Origin of the sequence: Aliihoeflea sp., from assembly GCF_052435475.1 — a bacterium.
Classification (GTDB): domain Bacteria; phylum Pseudomonadota; class Alphaproteobacteria; order Rhizobiales; family Rhizobiaceae; genus Aliihoeflea.
On sequence record NZ_JBQVMV010000009.1, the window covers coordinates 72,094 to 90,745 of the forward strand.

An 18,652-nucleotide genomic window follows, 5' to 3' on the forward strand; every position below is an offset into this window, starting at 1 on the left:
AGCGCACGCGCTGGCGACTGGAACGTCCTTCCACCCCGATTCCACCAACCAATCCAACCATCTGACTTCACAGGAATTTCCATGAAATCGCATGCACGTGTCGTGGTCATCGGGGGCGGGGTGGTGGGGTGCTCTGTGCTCTATCATCTCGCACGCGCGGGGTGGACGGATGTGGTGCTTCTGGAGCGCGACGAACTGACGTCCGGGTCGACGTGGCATGCGGCCGGGGGCATGCACACGGTCAATGGCGACCCGAACGTCGCCAAGCTACAGAAATATACGATCAGCCTCTACAAGGAGATCGAGGAGCTTTCCGGCCAGGCGACTGGCGTCCATTTGACCGGCGGCGTGATGCTGGCGGCGACCACGGCGCGGATGGACTGGCTGCGCAACCTCGTCGCCAAGGGGCGCTATCTCGGCATCGAACTGGAGGAGATTTCGGCAACGGAAGCCGGCGAACTGATGCCGCTTCTCGATCCGGGCGAGTTCGTCGGCGCGGTGCGCACGGTGGTTGACGGCCATCTCGATCCGTCGGGCGTGACGCACGCCTATGCCAAGGCCGCGCGCAAGCTTGGCGCATCGGTCGAGCGGTTCACCAAGGTCGAGGGGATCGCGCGGCGCCCGGACAGGCTGTGGCAGGTCTCGACGAACAAGGGTGAGATCGTTGCCGAACATGTCGTCAATGCCGGCGGGCTGTGGGCGCGCGAGGTCGGGCGCATGGTCGGGCTCGAACTGCCGGTGCTCGCCATGGAGCACATGTACCTGATTACCGAGGACATGCCGGAGGTCGCCGCGTGGAACGCCAAGACCAGCACTGAAATCATCCACGCGATCGATTTCGACGGCGAGCTTTATCTCCGCCAGGAACGCGGCGGCATGCTGATGGGTACCTACGAGAAGGCCGGCAAGCCGTGGTCGGAGGTCGAGACGCCGTGGAGCTTCGGGCACGAGTTGCTGGAGCCCGACCTCGACCGCATCGCGCCCTCGCTCGAAGTCGGGTTTCGCCATTTCCCGGCCTTCCAGAAGACCGGCATCAAGCAGATCATCAACGGGCCGTTCACGTTCGCGCCGGACGGCAATCCGCTCGTCGGGCCGGTGCGCGGGCTGCCGGGCTTCTGGGTCGCGTGTGGCGTCATGGCCGGGTTCAGCCAGGGTGGCGGCGTCGGGCTTGCCATCGCCAACTGGATGATCGAGGGCGACCCTGGCGCCGACATCTGGGCGATGGACGTCGCGCGCTACGGCGACTGGGCGTCGATGGCCTACACCAACGCCAAGGTGCGCGAGAACTACTCGCGGCGCTTCTCGATCCGGTTCCCGAACGAGGAACTGCCGGCCGGCCGGCCGCTGCGCACGACGCCGGTCTACGACCGCCTTTCGGAAAAGGGCGCGCAATGGGGCGTGGCCTACGGGCTCGAAATGCCGCTCTGGTATGCGCCGGAAAGCGTGAAGGACGATTTTTCGTGGCGACGCTCGACCGATTTCGAGCATGTCGGGCGTGAAGTCGCGACGGTGCGCGAGCGCGTCGGGCTGTCGGAGATTTCGAGCTTCGCGAAGTATCGCGTCACGGGCGCGGGGGCGGAAGCGTGGCTCGACCGGGTGCTGGCGTGCCGGTTGCCGAAGCCGGGGCGGATGACGCTGGCGCCGATGTTGAAGGAAGATGGGAGGCTGATCGGGGATTTTACGGTCGCCAATCTGAGAGGGAAGCGCGAGGCACCCCCACCCCATACCCCTCCCCACAAGGAGGAGGGGGGCGCCAGCGCGGCGCTAACGCCTACTCCGTCTAAGCCTGGCGGAAACGATGACGCCAAGGCCGAGAAGATCACGTCTCCCTCCCCCTTGTGGGGAGGGGTGCGGGGTGGGGGTATGCCGGGCTTCGACGATCAGGAATACCTCGTCTTCGGCTCCGGCATCGCCGAGCAGTTCCACATGCGCTGGTTCGAGCGGCATCTCCCCGTGGACGGCTCGGTGCGGGTGGAGGCGCTGGGGCTTTCGCTGGTCGGGCTGTCGGTCGCGGGGCCGGAGGCGCGGCGGGTTCTGGAGAAGATCACGCGTGCCGATGTCTCGAACGCTGCCTTTCCGTTCATGGCGATCCGCCGGATGGATGTCGCGATGGCGCCGTGCCTCGTTGGGCGGGTGAGCTATACGGGCGATCTTGGCTACGAACTCTGGATGGCGCCGGAATATCAGCGGCACGTGCTCGATGCGCTGCTCGGCGCTGGCGCGGAGTTCGGCATCGGGCTCTTCGGCGCGCGGGCGCTCAATTCGATGCGGCTGGAAAAGGGCTACGGCTCGTGGGCGCGCGAGTACCGGCCGATCTATGGGCCGTTTGAGGCCGGGCTCGATCGTTTCGTCGCCTATGACAAGGTGGCCGATTTCATCGGGAAAAGCGCGGCATCGGCGGAAAGGTCACATGGCGGCAAGCTTCGGCTGCGCAGCTTCGCGGTCGAGGCGGTTGATGCCGACGTGATCGGCGACGAGCCGATCTGGCATTGCGGCGAGGTCAAGGGCTGGGTGACGTCGGGCGGCTACGCGCACCACGCCGGCACGTCGGTCGCGCTGGGCTATGTGCCGAAGGAAGTCGCCGGCGAACGGGAGGGGTTCGAGATCGAATTTCTCGGGCGCCGGCACCGGGCAAGGATGCTCGACACCGTCCTGTTCGATCCGGTGTTCACCCGAATGCGCGGCTGAGCGCGGCTCAGGCGCCGGCGTCGATACCGGCTCGAAGGGCGAGCGCTTCCACCCGGTGCAACTGCGCGCGTCGGCGCGCTTCTGCGTGATCGTCGCCGAGGCCCCAGCGTGCGGCGTCGCTGGCGCGACGGCCCCAGGTCGCGGCTTCCTGATCCTGCAAATCGGCAAGCGAATTCAATACGTTATGTGCGTATGGCTTCACGACGACCCCGTTCCCCCGAATGGTTAACGAAAGCTATCGAAGGTCTTGGCCGATGTCGCCTGCCAATGCGAATAAAGATGGGGAAAAGAGGCAAAAAAATCGTGATGAGGACGTGCCACGCATCCAAGAAGAGGTGGGTGTTTACTTAACCCGACAAGCGACATCAAATCAGGATGTTAACCAGATTTTAACGTTACGGTTGCGCGTTTGAACTTTCGGAGGCAGTTTCCCGGCGAGAGTTGACAAGTTCTAATTCAAGTGGAGTTTGCCGTGGAACAGAGCACAATCAAGACACTGGACGCGGGATTGACCGAAGCGCTCAGGGCCGATGCCGCCAAGACTGCAGAGCCGGCGCGTCCGCGCCGCGAGATGAACCTGCCGGGCCTCGGCGACACGACCCGCGCGCCGCGCCGAATCGCCGGCGGCTTTGCCGGCTTGAGCGAAGACCTCGACCGGCGCATGCGCGACTGGCGCAACATGCTGCGCGTTCTCGACCAGCAGCGCCCGCAGCTCGAAGCGGCTGAAATCCAGTATGACGCCGCCTACGAGACGCTGGCCAAGATCGTTCCGCAGGCGCAGGACACCGGCAAGGCGCTGAAGGCGATGATCGCGACCACCAAGGCGGGCGACATTTCCGAAGACCTCGCCGGGCAGTTTTCCAAGAATCTCAAGGCGCTCGAGGAACTCGAGGCGGTCGCCGAAAACCTGACGACGACCATGCTTCACCTGCGTTCGTCCTGGGAACAGTACGCTCGCTCGATCATCAAGGCGCAGAAGATGCGGGACGTCGTCGGTGGCGACAACGCCTGAAAGGGTGTGAACGACCTGCGGCGTTTGCTGCAGGTCGGTATTCCAAGTCAGGGATAACCGGTGATCGTCACGCTGATGGCGCCGATGCCTTCGATCCCAGCTTCGATGCTATCGCCGGGGACAAGGGCGCCGACGCCCGCCGGCGTGCCGGTCATGATCAGATCCCCGGGCTTCAATTCGACGGAGCGGCTGGCGATGGCGATGATGTCCGGGACGGGCCAGATTTGTTCCGCCAGATCGCCCTCCTGCCGGGCGGCACCATTCACCGACAGCCAGACCCGGCCCGATGCCGGATGACCGATGCCGTCCGAAGGCGCCAGCGGCGAAATCGGCGCGGAATGATCGAAGGCCTTCGCCCATTCCCAGGGACGCGCGGCCTTCTTCGCTTCTTCCTGAAGATCGCGGCGGGTCAGGTCGATGCCGACGCCATAGCCCCAGACATGTTCGAGCGCGTCATCCGGCGAGATGTCCCGGCCTCCCTTGCCGATCGCGACCACGAGTTCGACCTCGTGATGAAGGTTCGTCGTCAAGGGCGGATAGGGGATGTCGCCGGCCGCATCGAAGGCTGCGTCGGCCGGCTTCATGAAGAAGAAGGGCGGGTCGCGCTCGTCATTTCCCATCTCGCGCACATGCGCCGCATAGTTGCGTCCTACGCAGAAGATGCGGCAAATGGGGAAGCGCTGATGGCTGCCGGCAATGGCGAGAGAGGGCTGGGCGGGGGCGGCGAAGGCGAACTCTGTCATGCACATTGATTAACGCGATAAGGGCGGTTCGCCAAGTCGCAATAACTGGACAAAAATATTCATATTAATCAGCGGTTTGTGTGCGTTGCGCCAATTTTTGACCGATTGATAAAAAAAGAATCCGTGCTAGCCTTTCGGGAAAACCAATAATGGGGAACCGAATGGCTGAAGGCCTCTATAAGGAGGGGATTGCCGCGCAGCGGCTGGCCCCGGACCAGTATCCGAAGAATTTCGCGGATTTGCATCCACCGCTCGACCGGCACGAGGCGCTGGTAGAATCCGACCGGTGCTATTTCTGCTATGACGCGCCCTGCATGCAGGCCTGCCCGACCTCGATCGACATTCCGCTGTTCATCCGGCAGATTTCGACGGGCAATCCGCTCGGATCGGCCAAGACGATTTTCGACCAGAACATCCTCGGCGGCATGTGCGCCCGTGTCTGCCCGACCGAGACGCTGTGCGAAGAAGTGTGCGTGCGCGAGGTCGCCGAGGGTAAGCCAGTGCAGATCGGCCGGCTGCAGCGCTACGCGACCGACACGGCGATGGCGCGGGACGTGCAGTTCTACGAGCCGGCTCCATCGACTGGACGCACGATCGCGGTGATTGGCGCCGGGCCGGCGGGGCTCGCCTGTGCGCATCGGCTGGCCACCCACGGCCACCATGTCACCATCTACGAGGCCCGGCCGAAGCCTGGCGGGCTCAACGAATACGGCATCGCGGCCTACAAGGCGCCCGAGGGATTCGCGCAGGCGGAGGTCGACTATGTTCTGTCGATCGGCAATATCGAGGTCCGAAACGGCCAGATGATGGGCCGTGACTTTGCACTCTCCGAACTTGCCGCCACTTATGACGCGGTGTTCGTCGGCGCCGGCCTGACGGGCGTCAATGCGCTGCAGGCGGACGGCGAGGATTTCGAGGGCGTGGAAAACGCAGTCGACTTTATCGCTGCGCTGCGCCAGGCCCCTGACTTGTCGCAATTGCAGGTCGGCCGGCGCGTCGTCGTCATCGGCGGCGGCATGACGGCGGTTGATGCCGCGGTCCAGTCCAAGCTCCTCGGCGCGGAACAGGTGACCATCGCCTATCGCCGTGGCAAGGAAAGCATGAACGCCTCGGAGTTCGAGCAGGATCTGGCGGCGTCCAAGGGCGTCACCATCCGTCACTGGCTGAAGCCGGTTCGCATTTTGGCGGATGGCGGCAAGGTGTCCGGCATCGAGCTCGAATACACCGAAATCCGCGACGGTCGCGTTGCCGGCACCGGCGAGGTTGTGCGGATCGACGCCGATCAGGTGTTCAAGGCGATCGGCCAGACCTTCGATGCGATGCCCCTAAATGGCTCCGGTTCCGCCATCGCGATGGAGGCCGGGCGCATCAAGGTCGACGACGAAGGCCGCACCTCTGCGCCGAAGATCTGGGCCGGCGGCGACTGCATCTTCGGCGGCGACGATCTGACGGTCTCCGCCGTCGCCCAAGGCCGCGACGCGGCGGAGAGCATTCACCGGACACTCAGCTCCAACGGGAGGGCATGAGCATGGCAGACATTCGTTCGAACTTCGTCGGCATCAAGTCGCCCAATCCGTTCTGGCTGGCCTCCGCGCCGCCAACCGACAAGGCGTACAACGTCGTGCGCGCGTTCAAGGCGGGCTGGGGCGGTGTGGTGTGGAAGACGCTTGGCGAGGAGGGGCCGCCCGTCGTCAACGTCAACGGCCCGCGTTATGGCGCGATCTGGGGTGCGGACCGGCGGCTGCTGGGCTTGAACAATATCGAGCTGATCACCGACCGCGACCTGCAAACCAATTTGCGCGAGATCAAGCAGGTCAAGCGCGACTGGCCGGACCGGGCGATGGTCGTCTCGATCATGGTTCCGTGCGAGGAAAACGCGTGGCGCTCGATTCTGCCGCTGGTGGAGGAGACCGGGGCGGACGGCATCGAGCTCAATTTCGGCTGTCCGCACGGCATGAGCGAGCGCGGCATGGGCGCGGCGGTCGGCCAGGTGCCTGAATATATCGAAATGGTCGTGCGCTGGTGCAAGCAATACACCCGCATGCCGGTCATCACCAAGCTGACGCCCAACATCACCGACATCCGCAAGCCCGCGCGGGCCGCCCATGCCGGCGGGACCGACGCCGTCTCGCTGATCAACACGATCAACTCGATCACGGGCGTCAATCTCGACAGCTTCGCGCCGGAGCCCACCATCGACGGCAAGGGCACGCATGGCGGCTATTGCGGCCCGGCGGTCAAGCCGATCGCCATGAACATGGTGGCCGAGATCGCGCGCGATCCCGAAACGCGCGGCCTGCCGATTTCGGCGATCGGCGGCATCACCACGTGGCGCGACGCGGCCGAATTCCTGGCACTTGGGGCCGGTAACGCGCAGGTGTGCACCGCCGCGATGACCTATGGCTTCAAGATCGTCGAGGAGATGATCACTGGGCTTTCGGAATGGATGGATGAGAAGGGTCATCGCGACCTCGACGATATCATCGGCCGCGCAACGCCGAACGTGACCGACTGGCAGTATCTCAACCTCAACTACGTCACCAAGGCGCGTATCGACCAGGATCTGTGCATCAAGTGCGGCCGCTGCCACATCGCCTGCGAGGACACCTCGCACCAGGCGATCACCAACATGGTGGACGGCAAGCGCCACTTCGAGGTGATCGAGGCGGAGTGCGTCGGCTGCAATCTGTGCGTCAATGTCTGTCCGGTCGAAAGCTGCATCACCATGGATGCGCTGGCCGCCGGCGCGCTCGACCAGCGCACCGACAAGACGGTGTCGCCCGTCTATGCCAACTGGACCACGCATCCGAACAATCCTGCCGCAAAGGTTGCGGCCGAGTAGGCTTGCGCGGGCAAAACTTCTCATGTGAATTGCATCGGGCGCGGGAAACCGCGCCCGATTTTTCGTGAAAGAGGACGATTGCAAATTGGCCGACATCGCGGTGAAGCGCTCCCATGCCCAAGGCCGCGACAAGCTCGTCGGCCATCTGGCGATGCTCGGCTTCGCCGCGCTCGTCTCCGGCTCCTATTCGATCGGAGCGATGGCCGCCTCGCATATCGGGCCGGGCGCGATCAACACCGTGCGCTTCGTCTTCGGCATCTGCGTGATGGCGAGTGCGGTCGCGCTCTTGAACAAGGGGCGCATTCCCGCCCCGCGCGAGGTCTGGCGCTACGCGGTGCTCGGCTTCCTGATGGCGGTCTTCTTCATCACCATGTTCATTGCGCTGCGCCTGACGACGCCGGTGGCGACGGGCGCGGTGTTCACGCTGATGCCACTGATGGCGGCGGGGTTCGGGCTGCTCTTCCTCGGCGAAAAGCCGCGCGCAATCGTGCTCGTCGGCCTCGTCGTCGCGGCTTGCGGGGCAGTCTGGGTCATCTTTCGCGGCGATGCGGGCGCGTTGCTCGCCTTCGATCTGGGGCTCGGCGAACTGATCTTCCTCATCGGCGTCGCCTGCCACGCGGCCTATGCGCCGCTGGTGCGCCGGCTCAATCGGGGAGAGGCGCTGCCGGTCTTCACGTTGTGGACGCTGTTCGGCACCGGCATCTGGATCGCGCTCTACTCCGTGCCGGAACTTTTCGAGACAGACTGGGCGACAATGCCGGCGATCGTCTGGATTGCCGTCGCCTATCTTGCCGTCTTCACCACTGCCGGCACGACGTTCCTCGTCCAGTTCGGCGCAATGCGCCTGCCTGCTGCCAAGGTGATGGCCTACACCTATCTCACGCCGTCCTTCATCATCCTCTATGAAGGGCTGCTCGGCCATGGCTGGGCGAGCGGGGCAGTGGCGGCCGGTGCGCTGGTGACGATGGCTGCGCTGGTGGTGCTGGCAATGGCGCCGGATCGTTAGCCGCCCTTGTCGAGGAAGACGACGCCGGGCAGGTCCTTGAAATGGGCGTCGCAGGTCAGGAGATCGGCGTCCATGTGCAGGGCGGTGGCGTAGATGATGGCGTCAGCGGTTGCGAGTTTGTGCGAGATGCACAGCTCTGCTGCGCGCACTGCGATCTCAGTCGTCAAAGGTGCGACGATACACATCTGCGAATGCCCAATGAAAGCGTCCGCGCTTCGCTCGGATACTTCTCGCTTAAGCCATTTGGCGACCTCGAGTTGAACAACAGTAGGGACAACGCGCGATCCCCACCCCGGCATCATCGGTCGAAGACGCTCGATAAGGCGTCCACGACCGAGCCACTCGATCCAGGCGGAACTGTCAACGACACGCATCAATAGCGATCGTTTCTGTCGCGATAGCCAGTTGGGTCGGCGCCTTCGGCGATGCCGAGAAGGTCCTCAAGCTCCGGCACGGGCACCAACATTAGGCCCCCGTCTTTCGGGATGAAGGCAAATTTTTGCCCCGGCTTCCAATTGTGCTTATCCCGAACGGCCTTGGGGATCGATATCTGGAACTTGGAAGAAAGCGTCGTTGCATCGCCCATTTCTTACCTCATGCCTAACGATGGCCGAAATGTAAGATAGGTCGATCGAGGCAAAGGCGCAAGGCTCACCCCTTCGGCCGCAGCCCCTCCAGGAACAACTGCTCAAGATAACGCGCAGCATCCTCGAACCGGCCGTCGCCGCCTCTGTCCGGCCCAAGGACCGTGCGGACCTGGATGTCGAAGTCGGCGTAATGCTGGGTCGTCGCCCAGATCGAGAAGATCAGGTGCCAGGGGTCGGTTCGGGCGATCTTGCCGGCCTTCATCCAGCCCTTGATGAGCGCGGCCTTTTCGTCGACGAGGGGCTTCAGTTCGCCTTCGATCAGGTGCTGGATGCGGGGCGCGCCCTGCAGGATCTCGTTGGCAAAAAGGCGGCTTTCACGCGGGTAGTCGCGTGCCATTTCGAGCTTGCGGCGGATATAGGAGCGCAGTTCGCCGATCGGATCGCCGATGTCGTCGAGTGCGCGCAAAGGGGCAAGCCATGTCTGCAGCAGGCGCTCGATCAGCGTCGTGAACATCGCCTCCTTGGAGCGGAAATAATAGAGGAGGTTCGGCTTCGACATGCCGGCCGCCTCGGCGATCTGGTCGATGGTCGCGCCGCGAAACCCGTGCTGCGAAAAGACGTCGAGCGCGGCATCGAGGATCAGTTCGCGCTTCTCGGTCTGGATGCGCGTGCGGCGACGGCGGACGGGCGTTTCAGCGTCCATGGCTGCACCCCGACTGGACCAATTGACTGGACCAGCTGCTCATCGCGTGTGGAGCGCGAGGATGCTGCGCCATTTCCCCTACTATGTCCTTGACCGCCATGGTGGCGGTGCTAACGTTTGTCCAATCGGTCAAAAATGCGTAGCACGACTGCGTCCGACACACCAAGCGTTGGCCGAAAAGGGAACACGAAAAAGGGGAAGCTTGGTCATGTCGAACCGGCTCAACGTCGCGCCGAACGATCTTTCCGCATTCTGGATGCCGTTCACCTCCAACAGGCAGTTCAAGCAGGCGCCGCGCATGCTGACTTCTGCCAAGGACATGCATTACCGCACGACCGACGGCCGCGAGATCCTCGACGGGACGGCGGGCCTGTGGTGCGTCAATGCCGGGCATTGCCGGCCGAAGATCACCGAGGCCGTGCAGCGCCAGGTCGCCGAACTCGACTATGCGCCGGCCTTCCAGATGGGCCATCCGATCGTCTTCGAACTCGCCAACCGGCTGGTCGACGTCGCGCCCGAGGGAATGAACCACGTCTTCTTCACCAATTCCGGCTCGGAATCGGTCGAGACCGCGCTCAAGATCGCGCTTGCCTACCAGCGCGTGAAGGGGCAGGGCGCGCGCACACGCCTGATCGGCCGCGAGCGCGGCTATCACGGCGTCAATTTCGGCGGCATCTCGGTCGGCGGCATCGTCACCAACCGCAAGATGTTCGGCACGTTGCTCACCGGCGTCGACCACATGCCGCACACGCACCTGCCGGCAAAGAACGCGTTCACGCGCGGCGTGCCGGAGCATGGCGGGGACCTTGCCGACGAGTTGGAGCGCATCGTCACGCTGCATGACGCCTCGACCGTCGCGGCCGTCATCGTCGAACCGGTCGCCGGCTCCACGGGCGTCCTGATCCCGCCGCAGGGCTATCTGAAGCGCCTGCGGGACATCTGCACCAAGCACGGCATCCTGTTGATCTTCGACGAGGTCATCACGGGCTTCGGCCGTCTCGGCACGCCGTTTGCGGCCGACTATTTCGGCGTGATGCCCGACATCATCACCACGGCGAAGGGCGTGACCAACGGCGTCATCCCGATGGGCGCGGTGTTCGTGACGTCGGAAATCCACGACGCGTTCATGACCGGCCCCGAGCACATGATCGAGTTCTTCCACGGCTACACCTATTCGGGCAATCCGATCGCGTCGGCCGCGGCGATCGCCACGCTCGACACCTACAAGGAAGAGGGGCTGCTGACCCGTGGCGCGGAGCTTGCGCCCTATTGGGAAGATGCGCTCCACTCGCTGAAGGATGCGCCGAACGTCATCGACATCCGCAATATCGGCCTTGTCGGCGCGATCGAACTGCAGCCGATCGCCGGCGAGCCGACCAAGCGGGCGTTTTCGGCCTTCGTCAAGGCGTTCGAGAAGGGCGTTCTCATCCGCACGACCGGCGACATCATTGCGCTCTCGCCGCCGCTGATCATCGAGAAGGGCCAGATCGACGAGATCGTCGATTGCGTCCGCACGGTGCTGAACGAGGTAGCCTGAGAATGGCCCGCCCGCAGGCGACGCACGCGGTTCTGGTCGATGACGACCAGGTACGCGTCACGCGGTGGGACTTCGCGCCGGGCGCGGAGACGGGCTGGCACCGGCACGGCATGGACTATGTGATCACAACGATCACGCCATGCGCGATGCTTCTGGAAGAGCCCGGCGGCACCAACCGCCGGGTCGAATTCAAGGCGGGGGACGCCTATCGCCGCAGCGAGGGCGTCGAGCATAACGTCATCAATGATGGCGATGCGCCGATGTCCTTCGTCGAAATCGAACTGAAAGCATAAGGGACAAGCATGGCAGCGCCGGGCGAAAATCTGCGAATCAATCCAGACCGTTTGTGGGATTCGCTGATGGAGATGGCGAAGATCGGCCCGGGCGTTGCCGGGGGCAACAACCGCCAGACGCTGACCGACGAGGACGGCGAAGGCCGGCATCTCTTCAAGCGCTGGTGCGAAGATGCGGGCATGAGCGTCGCCGTCGACCAGATGGGCGCGATGTTCGCGCGCCGCGAAGGCACGGACCCGGACGCGCTGCCGGTCTATGTCGGCAGCCATCTCGACACGCAGCCGACCGGCGGCAAGTTCGACGGCGTTCTCGGCGTTCTCGGCGGGCTCGAGGTGATCCGCTCGATGAACGATCTCGGCATCAAGACCAAGCATCCGATCGTCGTGACCAACTGGACGAACGAGGAAGGCACGCGCTTTGCGCCGGCGATGATCGCCTCGGGCGTATTTGCCGGCGAGATCGACCTCGACTGGGCCTATGACCGGACGGACGCCAAGGGCAAGCGCTTCGGCGACGAGTTGGAGCGCATCGGCTGGAAGGGCGACGAGGAAGTCGGCCAGCGCAAGATGAAGGCGTTCTTCGAGCTTCACATCGAGCAGGGGCCGATTCTCGAGGACGAAGGGATCGACATCGGCGTCGTCACGCACGGGCAGGGGCTCTGGTGGCTGCAATTCACGCTGACCGGCAAGGATTCGCACACCGGCTCGACGCCGATGCCCAAGCGCCGCAACGCCGGCCTCGGCATGGCGCGGATCACCGAACTCGTCCATGAAGTCGCGATGGACTTCCAGCCGGACGCCGTCGGCGCCATCGGCCATGTCGAGGTCTACCCGAACTCACGCAACGTCATTCCCGGCAAGGTCGTCTTCACGGTCGACATCCGCTCGCCAGACCTCGACACGCTGACGCAGATGCGCGAGCGGATCGAGGATGGAGCGGCGACGATCTGCGAGGCGCTCGACATCGCCTGCGACGTCGAGGCGGTCGGGCATTTCGATCCCGTCGCTTTCGACGAAGGCTGCGTGAGTGCCATTCGCGACGCGGCCGAGCGTCTCGGTTATTCGCATCGGAACATTGTTTCGGGCGCGGGCCACGACGCTTGCTGGATCAACCGCGTCGCGCCGACCGCGATGGTCATGTGTCCCTGCGTCGACGGGCTCAGCCACAACGAGGCGGAGGAGATCACCAAGGACTGGGCGCGCGCGGGAGCGGACGTACTCTTCCATGCGGTCGTCGAGACGGCGGAGATCGTGGAGTAATCGTAATCGCTTGAATGAAATCCTTGAAGCCGCTCGCCAAAGAAGCGGCTCATCAAAAAGGGGAACGAGAATGACGAAAGTCATCAAGAACGGAACCATCGTCACCGCTGACCGGACGTGGAAGGCGGATATCCTGATCGACGGCGAGACGATCTCCGCCATCGGGCCGAACTTGGCCGGCGACGAGGAATTCGACGCGACCGGGTGTTATGTCATGCCCGGTGGCATCGACCCGCACACGCATCTGGAAATGCCCTTCATGGGCACCTATTCGGCCGACGATTTCGAGAGCGGCACCCGCGCGGCGCTGGCCGGCGGCACGACGATGGTGGTCGATTTCTGCCTGCCAAGCCCGGAGCAGTCGCTGATGGAAGCGCTGCAGATGTGGGACAACAAGTCGACCAAGGCGGCGTGCGACTATTCCTTCCACATGGCGATCACCTGGTGGGGCGAGAAGGTGTTCGACGAGATGCCGGCCGTGGTCGAGAAGGGCATCACCTCGTTCAAGCACTTCATGGCCTATAAGGGCGCGCTGATGGTGGACGATGACGAGATGTATTCGTCGTTCCAGCGCTGCGCCGAACTCGGCGCGCTGCCGATGGTTCATGCCGAGAACGGCGACGTCGTCGCGCAACTGCAGCAAAAGCTGCTCGCAGCCGGCAATAACGGCCCGGAAGCGCACAGCTATTCGCGCCCGCCGGAAGTGGAGGGCGAGGCGACCAACCGTGCGATCATGATCGCCGACATGGCGGGCGTTCCGCTTTATGTTGTCCATGTTTCCTGCGAGCAGAGCCATGAAGCGATCCGCCGCGCGCGCCAGAAGGGCATGCGCGTTTATGGCGAGCCGCTGGTGCAGCATCTCGTCCTCGACGAGACCGAATATTTCGACAAGGACTGGGACCATGCCGCACGGCGCGTGATGAGCCCGCCCTTCCGCTCCAAGCAGCATCAGGATTCGCTATGGGCAGGGCTATCGGCCGGCTCGCTGCAGGTCGTCGCCACCGATCACTGCGCCTTCACGACCGATCAGAAGCGCACCGGCATCGGCGATTTCACCAAGATTCCGAACGGCACCGGCGGGCTCGAAGACCGGATGCCGGTCCTGTGGACCTTCGGCGTCAACACCGGCCGCCTGACGCCGAACGAGTTCGTCGCCGCGACCTCGACCAACACGGCGAAGATCTTCGGCATGTACCCGAAGAAGGGTGCAATCGTCGAAGGCGCGGATGCCGACATCGTCATCTGGGACCCGGAGAAGACGAAAACGATCTCGGCCGCGAGCCAGCAGTCGGTGATCGACTACAACGTGTTCGAGGGCATTAAGGTGAAGGGCCTGCCGAGAACCGTCTTCACGCGGGGCGAGGTCGCGATCGAAGATGGCGAGGTGAAAGCCAGGCCCGGTCACGGCAAGTTCGTGGCGCGCGAGGCGAAGACTTCGGTCAGCCAGGCGCTTTCGACCTGGAAGCAAGTCGTCGCGCCGCGCAAGATCGAGCGTTCGGGCATTCCGGCCAGCGGGGTTTGATCCATGGGATCGGCTCGGACCATCTGCGGTGCCGGGCGTTTCCGGCATCGGACCTCAGGGCACGAGTGCGTCGAGTTCGGGCAGGAGCCTGACGGCCTCCTGCTCGTTGGCATCGGTGCGCGCAATGACTGCCGTGCAGGGCTCGCCGCCGATATTGACCGGCAAATGCGGAAGGCCGGCGGGGATGTAGAGCATGTCGCCGGCGCCCATGTCGACATGGTGCTCCAGCCGCTCGCCATACCAGGTGCGCGCCGTTCCCGCCGTCACGAAGATCGCCGTCTCGTGGCTCTCATGCAGATGCGCCTTGGCGCGCGCGCCGGGCGGGATGGTGACGAGGTGCATCGACAGGCCAGTCGCACCGACGCTCTGGGCCGTGATGCCCTCGGCATAGGTCAACCCCTGACGCCCGTCGAAATTCGTTTTCGCGCGCACCAGCCGGCAGGCCTTGGCAGATGATGGGGACATCCTTCCTCCTCGCTGTTCTTGGCACGTCGTATGGCCTATGCGAACGTCACATCAATTCCTTCCAGAACGCGCGCCGTCAATGGCTGGCGGCCGCGCGCCAGAGCGGTCATCCATGCTCATGAAACCCATTTCCGACACCGTGATTTCCGCCAGCGGGCTCGGGCTCACCTTCGAGACCAATGACGGGCCGGTGCATGCGCTGTCGGACGTCGACCTCGATATCCGCAAGGGCGAATTCGTGTCGTTCATCGGGCCGTCGGGCTGCGGCAAGACGACGTTCCTGCGCGTCATCGCCGATCTCGAACAGCCGACGGCAGGCACGATCTCGGTCAATGGCATGACGCCCGAGGAAGCCCGTCGCAGCCGCGCCTACGGCTATGTCTTTCAGGCGGCCGCGCTCTATCCGTGGCGCACGATCGAGCGCAATGTCGCGCTGCCGCTGGAGATCATGGGCTATTCGCGCGAGGAGCGGAAGGCGCGCATCGCGCGCACGCTCGACCTCGTCAACCTGGCCGGGTTCGAGAAGAAGTATCCGTGGCAATTGTCGGGCGGCATGCAGCAGCGCGCCTCGATCGCTCGCGCGCTCGCCTTCGACGCGGACCTTCTCCTGATGGACGAGCCGTTCGGCGCGCTCGACGAAATCGTGCGCGATCATCTGAACGAGCAGTTGCTGCAGCTTTGGGCGCGCACGAACAAGACGATCTGCTTCGTCACCCATTCGATCCCGGAGGCGGTCTACCTGTCGACCAAGATCGTGGTGATGTCGCCGCGGCCGGGGCGCGTGACCGATGTGATCGAAAGCACGCTGCCGGCCGAGCGCCCGCTCGACATTCGCGAGACGCCGGAGTTCCTGGCGATTGCGGCAAGGGTGCGCGAGGGGCTGCGGGCGGGGCATAGCTATGAGTGATGTAGGCTCAGTTCTCACCCCCCTCTGGGCTGCCGCCCATCTCCCCCTCAAGGGGGGAGATCACTTTCTTCGTCGCCCCATCCATACGGAGACGATGTTGGCGGACCCGGTGACGCGCTTGATCTCCCCCCTTGAGGGCGAGATGCCCGGCAGGGCAGAGGGGGGTCGGGACCTATGAGCGCGATTGCCGTTCCCGGGGGTGCGATCGGCCGTTCCGGTATCTGGAGCCGCGTGAGCCAGGGCACCACCGTGCCGGTGCTGATCGTAGTTATCGCGATCCTTGCCGTCTGGTATCTGGCTGCGGTCTGGCTGAATGCACCCTGGCAACTCCAAATCTTCGCGCGCGGCGAGGGCGACTGGACGTGGGTCGATTTCCTCGCCGGTACGATGAGCCAGGACCGCCCGCTTCTGCCGGCGCCGCATCAGGTCGCGGTGGAGCTCTGGAATTCTGTCGTCGGGCAGAACGTCACCTCGCGGCGCAGCCTCGTCTACCATGCCTGGATCACGCTTTCGGCGACGTTGCTCGGCTTCGTCATGGGCACGGTGCTGGGCATCCTGCTCGCCGTGCTGATCGTCCACAACCGCGCGATGGACCGCTCGCTGATGCCGTGGATCATCGCCTCGCAGACGATCCCCATCCTCGCCATCGCGCCGATGGTCGTGGTCGTGCTCGCCTCCATCGGCATGACCGGGCTGGTGCCGAAGGCGCTGATCTCGACTTATCTGTCGTTCTTCCCGGTCGTCGTCGGTATGGTGAAGGGCTTCCGCAGCCCCGACACGATCCAGCTCGACCTGATGCGCACCTATCACGCGAGCCAGGGCCAGACATTCTGGAAGCTGCGCTTTCCATCGGCGCTGCCTTACCTCTTCACCTCGATGAAGGTGGGCGTCGCGGCGAGCCTCGTCGGCGCTATCGTTGGCGAACTGCCGACGGGTGCGGCGGGCGGGCTCGGCTCGCGACTTCTCGCCGGCTCCTATTACGGGCAGACGGTGCAGATTTGGTCCGCGCTTTTGATGGCGGCGGGATTGTCGGCCATGCTCATTCTCGCCATCGGCATCGTCCAGCGGATCGTGCTTGCGCGCACCGGAGCACGGCCATGAACGCGCTGGTCTTGGGAGCCATCGCCTTCTGGCTCGTCGCGTGGGCAATCAACGAATGGCTGGTCCGCCTCAAGGCGCGCGGGACGGCGGCGCGGGCGATCAATTTCGTCGTGCCGCTTCTCTTCGGCGCGGCGCTTCTGGTGCTTTGGGAAGGCCTGGTTCGCGGCTTCAGCGTGCCGTCCGTGCTCCTGCCGCCGCCGAGCGCAATCTGGGCGCGGATCGCCTCCTCGGTGCCGACGCTCTGGGCCGATTTCTACCAAACCTTCGTCCGCTCGGTGCTGCCCGGCTATGCGATCGGCTGCCTTGCCGGGCTGGTCGTCGCGATCCTGATCGACCGCTCGCCCTTCCTGAAGCGCGGGCTGCTGCCGGTCGGCAACTTCGTTTCGGCGCTGCCGCTCGTCGGCATCGCGCCGATCATGGTCATGTGGTTCGGCTTCGACTGGCAGTCCAAGGCCGCCGTCGTCGTGGTCATGACGTTCTTTCCGATGCTGGTGAATGCGGTCGCTGGCCTCAACGCGTCGAACCAAATGGAGCGCGACCTGATGCGCACCTATGCGGCCGGCCACTGGGCGACGCTTTTCAAGCTGCGCCTGCCCGCCGCCTGGCCGTTCATCTTCAACGCGCTCAAGATCAATTCGACCCTGGCGCTGATCGGCGCGATCGTCGCCGAATTCTTCGGCACGCCGGTCGTCGGGATGGGATTCCGCATCTCGTCCGCCATCGGGCGCTTGAACGTCGACATGGTCTGGGCTGAAATCGCGGTGGCCGCTCTTGCCGGCTCGATCTTCTACGGTCTCATCGCGCTCGTCGAGCGCGGCGTGACCTTCTGGCATCCGTCGATCCGTGGTGGAAAGACGTGAACTATAAAAAAGGGGAACTGACATGAAAAAGCTCATCATGGGTGCGCTCGCCTCATCCGTCGCAATGGCCGCGCTGCCGGCCATGGCGCAGGATCTCGACCCGATCACCTTCCAGTTGAAATGGGTCAACCAGGGCCAGTTCGCCGGCTATCTCGTCGCCAAGGACAAGGGCTTCTACGAGGAGGAAGGGCTTGACGTCACGATCAATCCGGGCGGGCCGGACATCGCGCCCGAGCAGGTGATCGCCGGCGGCGGCGCCGACGTGATCACTACCTGGATGGCGGCCGGCCTTGCCGCGCGCGAACGCGGCGTGCCTCTGGTCAACATCGCCCAGCCCTTCGCCAGCCAGGCGCTGCAGCTCGTCTGCTCCGAGCAGAGCGGCGTTCAGTCGACCGACGACTTCAAGGGCAAGAAGCTCGGCGTCTGGTTCTTCGGCAACGAATATCCGTTCTACGCCTGGATGGCCAAGCTCGACCTGCCGACCGAAGGCGGCGAAGAGGGCGTCGAAGTCCTGCGCCAAGCCTTCAACGTCGACCCGCTTTTGCAGAACCAGGCCGACTGCATTTCGACGATGAAATACAATGAGTTCAAGCAGCTCCTTGATGCAGGCGTTCCTGAAGACAGCCTCAAGGTCTTCAACTATGCGGACGAGGGCGTCGGCATGCTGGAAGACGGGCTCTACGTCATGGAAGACAAGCTCGACGACCCGGAATTCGTCGACCAGATGGTCCGCTTCGTGCGCGCCTCCATGCGCGGCTGGGAATACGCCAAAGAGAATGTCGACGAAGCTGCCGGCATCGTTCTCGAGAACGATCTCTCGGGCGCACTGACCGAGGAAAGCCAGGTCTGGCAGGTGGAAGTCGCCGCCGGCCTCGTCGGCGAAAGCGCGGCGCTCGATCCGGCTTCCTACGAACAGACCGTACAGACGCTGCTTTCTGCCGTCTCCCCCGACAACCCGGCGATCACCAAGGAGCCGGAAGGCGCGTTCTCGGCGGTCGTCACCGACCAGCTCAAGTAGGCGCGGGCAGATTTGGTATCCGGGAAGGGGCGGGCGACCGCCCCTTTTCTGCGTTGTGGCGCAGGCGGGCGGATGATATATATCTTGGTATCTATCAAGGACGTATGC

19 protein-coding genes are annotated in these 18,652 nt (G+C 64.2%); 13 read left to right on the top strand and 6 right to left on the bottom strand.

Features of this window, described 5'->3' with window-relative positions; translation table 11 throughout:
• Nucleotides 1-81 precede the first annotated feature (81 nt).
• A complete protein-coding gene (locus ACT6QU_RS11960) occupies nucleotides 82-2,688 on the top strand; it encodes a GcvT family protein (RefSeq protein WP_444564641.1) in 2,607 nt (868 codons plus the stop codon).
• 7 nt (nucleotides 2,689-2,695) lie between these two features.
• On the opposite strand, the gene ACT6QU_RS11965 is transcribed toward ACT6QU_RS11960, so the two are convergent.
• Nucleotides 2,696-2,890: a hypothetical protein gene (locus ACT6QU_RS11965; protein ID WP_444564640.1), complete on the bottom strand. Its 195-nt coding sequence runs from the start codon at nucleotides 2,888-2,890 to the stop codon at nucleotides 2,696-2,698.
• A gap of 270 nt (nucleotides 2,891-3,160) precedes the next feature.
• On the opposite strand from ACT6QU_RS11965, the gene ACT6QU_RS11970 reads away from it, so the two are divergent.
• Entirely contained in the window at nucleotides 3,161-3,700 is a 540-nt protein-coding gene (locus ACT6QU_RS11970; RefSeq protein WP_444564639.1) for a hypothetical protein, read from the top strand.
• A gap of 47 nt (nucleotides 3,701-3,747) precedes the next feature.
• Here ACT6QU_RS11970 and ACT6QU_RS11975 read toward each other — a convergent pair whose 3' ends face one another.
• Nucleotides 3,748-4,443, bottom strand: a complete 696-nt coding sequence (locus ACT6QU_RS11975; RefSeq protein ID WP_444564700.1) for a fumarylacetoacetate hydrolase family protein — start codon at nucleotides 4,441-4,443, stop codon at nucleotides 3,748-3,750.
• A 161-nt stretch (nucleotides 4,444-4,604) separates the two neighbouring features.
• Here ACT6QU_RS11975 and ACT6QU_RS11980 point away from each other — a divergent pair, with 161 nt between their 5' ends.
• From ACT6QU_RS11980 to ACT6QU_RS11990, 3 genes are all read left to right on the top strand, one after another.
• The gene (locus tag ACT6QU_RS11980) at nucleotides 4,605-5,969 is read left to right on the top strand and encodes an NAD(P)-dependent oxidoreductase (protein ID WP_444564638.1); all 1,365 of its coding nucleotides are present in this window, start codon (nucleotides 4,605-4,607) and stop codon (nucleotides 5,967-5,969) included.
• A gap of 2 nt (nucleotides 5,970-5,971) precedes the next feature.
• Entirely contained in the window at nucleotides 5,972-7,285 is a 1,314-nt protein-coding gene (gene preA, locus ACT6QU_RS11985) for an NAD-dependent dihydropyrimidine dehydrogenase subunit PreA (protein ID WP_444564637.1), read from the top strand.
• An 85-nt stretch (nucleotides 7,286-7,370) separates the two neighbouring features.
• Complete coding sequence (locus tag ACT6QU_RS11990; RefSeq protein WP_444564636.1) at nucleotides 7,371-8,291, top strand: DMT family transporter; 921 nt, start codon at nucleotides 7,371-7,373, stop codon at nucleotides 8,289-8,291.
• On the opposite strand, the gene ACT6QU_RS11995 is transcribed toward ACT6QU_RS11990, so the two are convergent.
• The 3 genes from ACT6QU_RS11995 to rutR form a co-directional block, all read right to left on the bottom strand.
• A complete protein-coding gene (locus ACT6QU_RS11995; RefSeq protein WP_444564635.1) occupies nucleotides 8,288-8,665 on the bottom strand; it encodes a type II toxin-antitoxin system VapC family toxin in 378 nt (125 codons plus the stop codon). The genes ACT6QU_RS11990 and ACT6QU_RS11995 overlap by 4 nt on opposite strands.
• Nucleotides 8,665-8,877, bottom strand: coding sequence for an AbrB/MazE/SpoVT family DNA-binding domain-containing protein (locus tag ACT6QU_RS12000; protein ID WP_444564634.1), 213 nt, complete (start codon nucleotides 8,875-8,877; stop codon nucleotides 8,665-8,667). Before ACT6QU_RS12000 ends, ACT6QU_RS11995 begins: the two co-directional genes overlap by 1 nt.
• Before the next feature lie 65 nt (nucleotides 8,878-8,942).
• Nucleotides 8,943-9,581, bottom strand: coding sequence for an HTH-type transcriptional regulator RutR (gene rutR / locus ACT6QU_RS12005; protein WP_444564633.1), 639 nt, complete (start codon nucleotides 9,579-9,581; stop codon nucleotides 8,943-8,945).
• A 208-nt stretch (nucleotides 9,582-9,789) separates the two neighbouring features.
• Between rutR and ACT6QU_RS12010 the strand changes: the two genes are divergently transcribed.
• From ACT6QU_RS12010 to hydA, 4 genes are all read left to right on the top strand, one after another.
• Complete coding sequence (locus ACT6QU_RS12010) at nucleotides 9,790-11,118, top strand: aspartate aminotransferase family protein (RefSeq protein ID WP_444564632.1); 1,329 nt, start codon at nucleotides 9,790-9,792, stop codon at nucleotides 11,116-11,118.
• 2 nt (nucleotides 11,119-11,120) lie between these two features.
• A complete protein-coding gene (locus tag ACT6QU_RS12015; protein ID WP_444564631.1) occupies nucleotides 11,121-11,411 on the top strand; it encodes a cupin domain-containing protein in 291 nt (96 codons plus the stop codon).
• Between the two features lie 9 nt (nucleotides 11,412-11,420).
• On the top strand, nucleotides 11,421-12,671 hold the full coding sequence (locus ACT6QU_RS12020) for a Zn-dependent hydrolase (protein WP_444564630.1): 1,251 nt from the start codon (nucleotides 11,421-11,423) through the stop codon (nucleotides 12,669-12,671).
• A gap of 70 nt (nucleotides 12,672-12,741) precedes the next feature.
• Entirely contained in the window at nucleotides 12,742-14,193 is a 1,452-nt protein-coding gene (gene hydA / locus ACT6QU_RS12025) for a dihydropyrimidinase (RefSeq protein ID WP_444564629.1), read from the top strand.
• A 54-nt stretch (nucleotides 14,194-14,247) separates the two neighbouring features.
• On the opposite strand, the gene ACT6QU_RS12030 is transcribed toward hydA, so the two are convergent.
• A complete protein-coding gene (locus tag ACT6QU_RS12030; protein WP_444564628.1) occupies nucleotides 14,248-14,658 on the bottom strand; it encodes a cupin domain-containing protein in 411 nt (136 codons plus the stop codon).
• Nucleotides 14,659-14,776: 118 nt separating this feature from the next.
• Here ACT6QU_RS12030 and ACT6QU_RS12035 point away from each other — a divergent pair, with 118 nt between their 5' ends.
• From ACT6QU_RS12035 to ACT6QU_RS12050, 4 genes are all read left to right on the top strand, one after another.
• Nucleotides 14,777-15,565: an ABC transporter ATP-binding protein gene (locus tag ACT6QU_RS12035; RefSeq protein WP_024588768.1), complete on the top strand. Its 789-nt coding sequence runs from the start codon at nucleotides 14,777-14,779 to the stop codon at nucleotides 15,563-15,565.
• Between the two features lie 174 nt (nucleotides 15,566-15,739).
• A complete protein-coding gene (locus tag ACT6QU_RS12040; protein ID WP_444564627.1) occupies nucleotides 15,740-16,666 on the top strand; it encodes an ABC transporter permease in 927 nt (308 codons plus the stop codon).
• Nucleotides 16,663-17,526, top strand: coding sequence for an ABC transporter permease (locus tag ACT6QU_RS12045; protein ID WP_444564626.1), 864 nt, complete (start codon nucleotides 16,663-16,665; stop codon nucleotides 17,524-17,526). The genes ACT6QU_RS12040 and ACT6QU_RS12045 overlap by 4 nt, the downstream gene beginning before the upstream one ends.
• 22 nt (nucleotides 17,527-17,548) lie before the next feature.
• On the top strand, nucleotides 17,549-18,544 hold the full coding sequence (locus tag ACT6QU_RS12050) for an ABC transporter substrate-binding protein (protein ID WP_444564625.1): 996 nt from the start codon (nucleotides 17,549-17,551) through the stop codon (nucleotides 18,542-18,544).
• Nucleotides 18,545-18,652 lie beyond the last annotated feature (108 nt).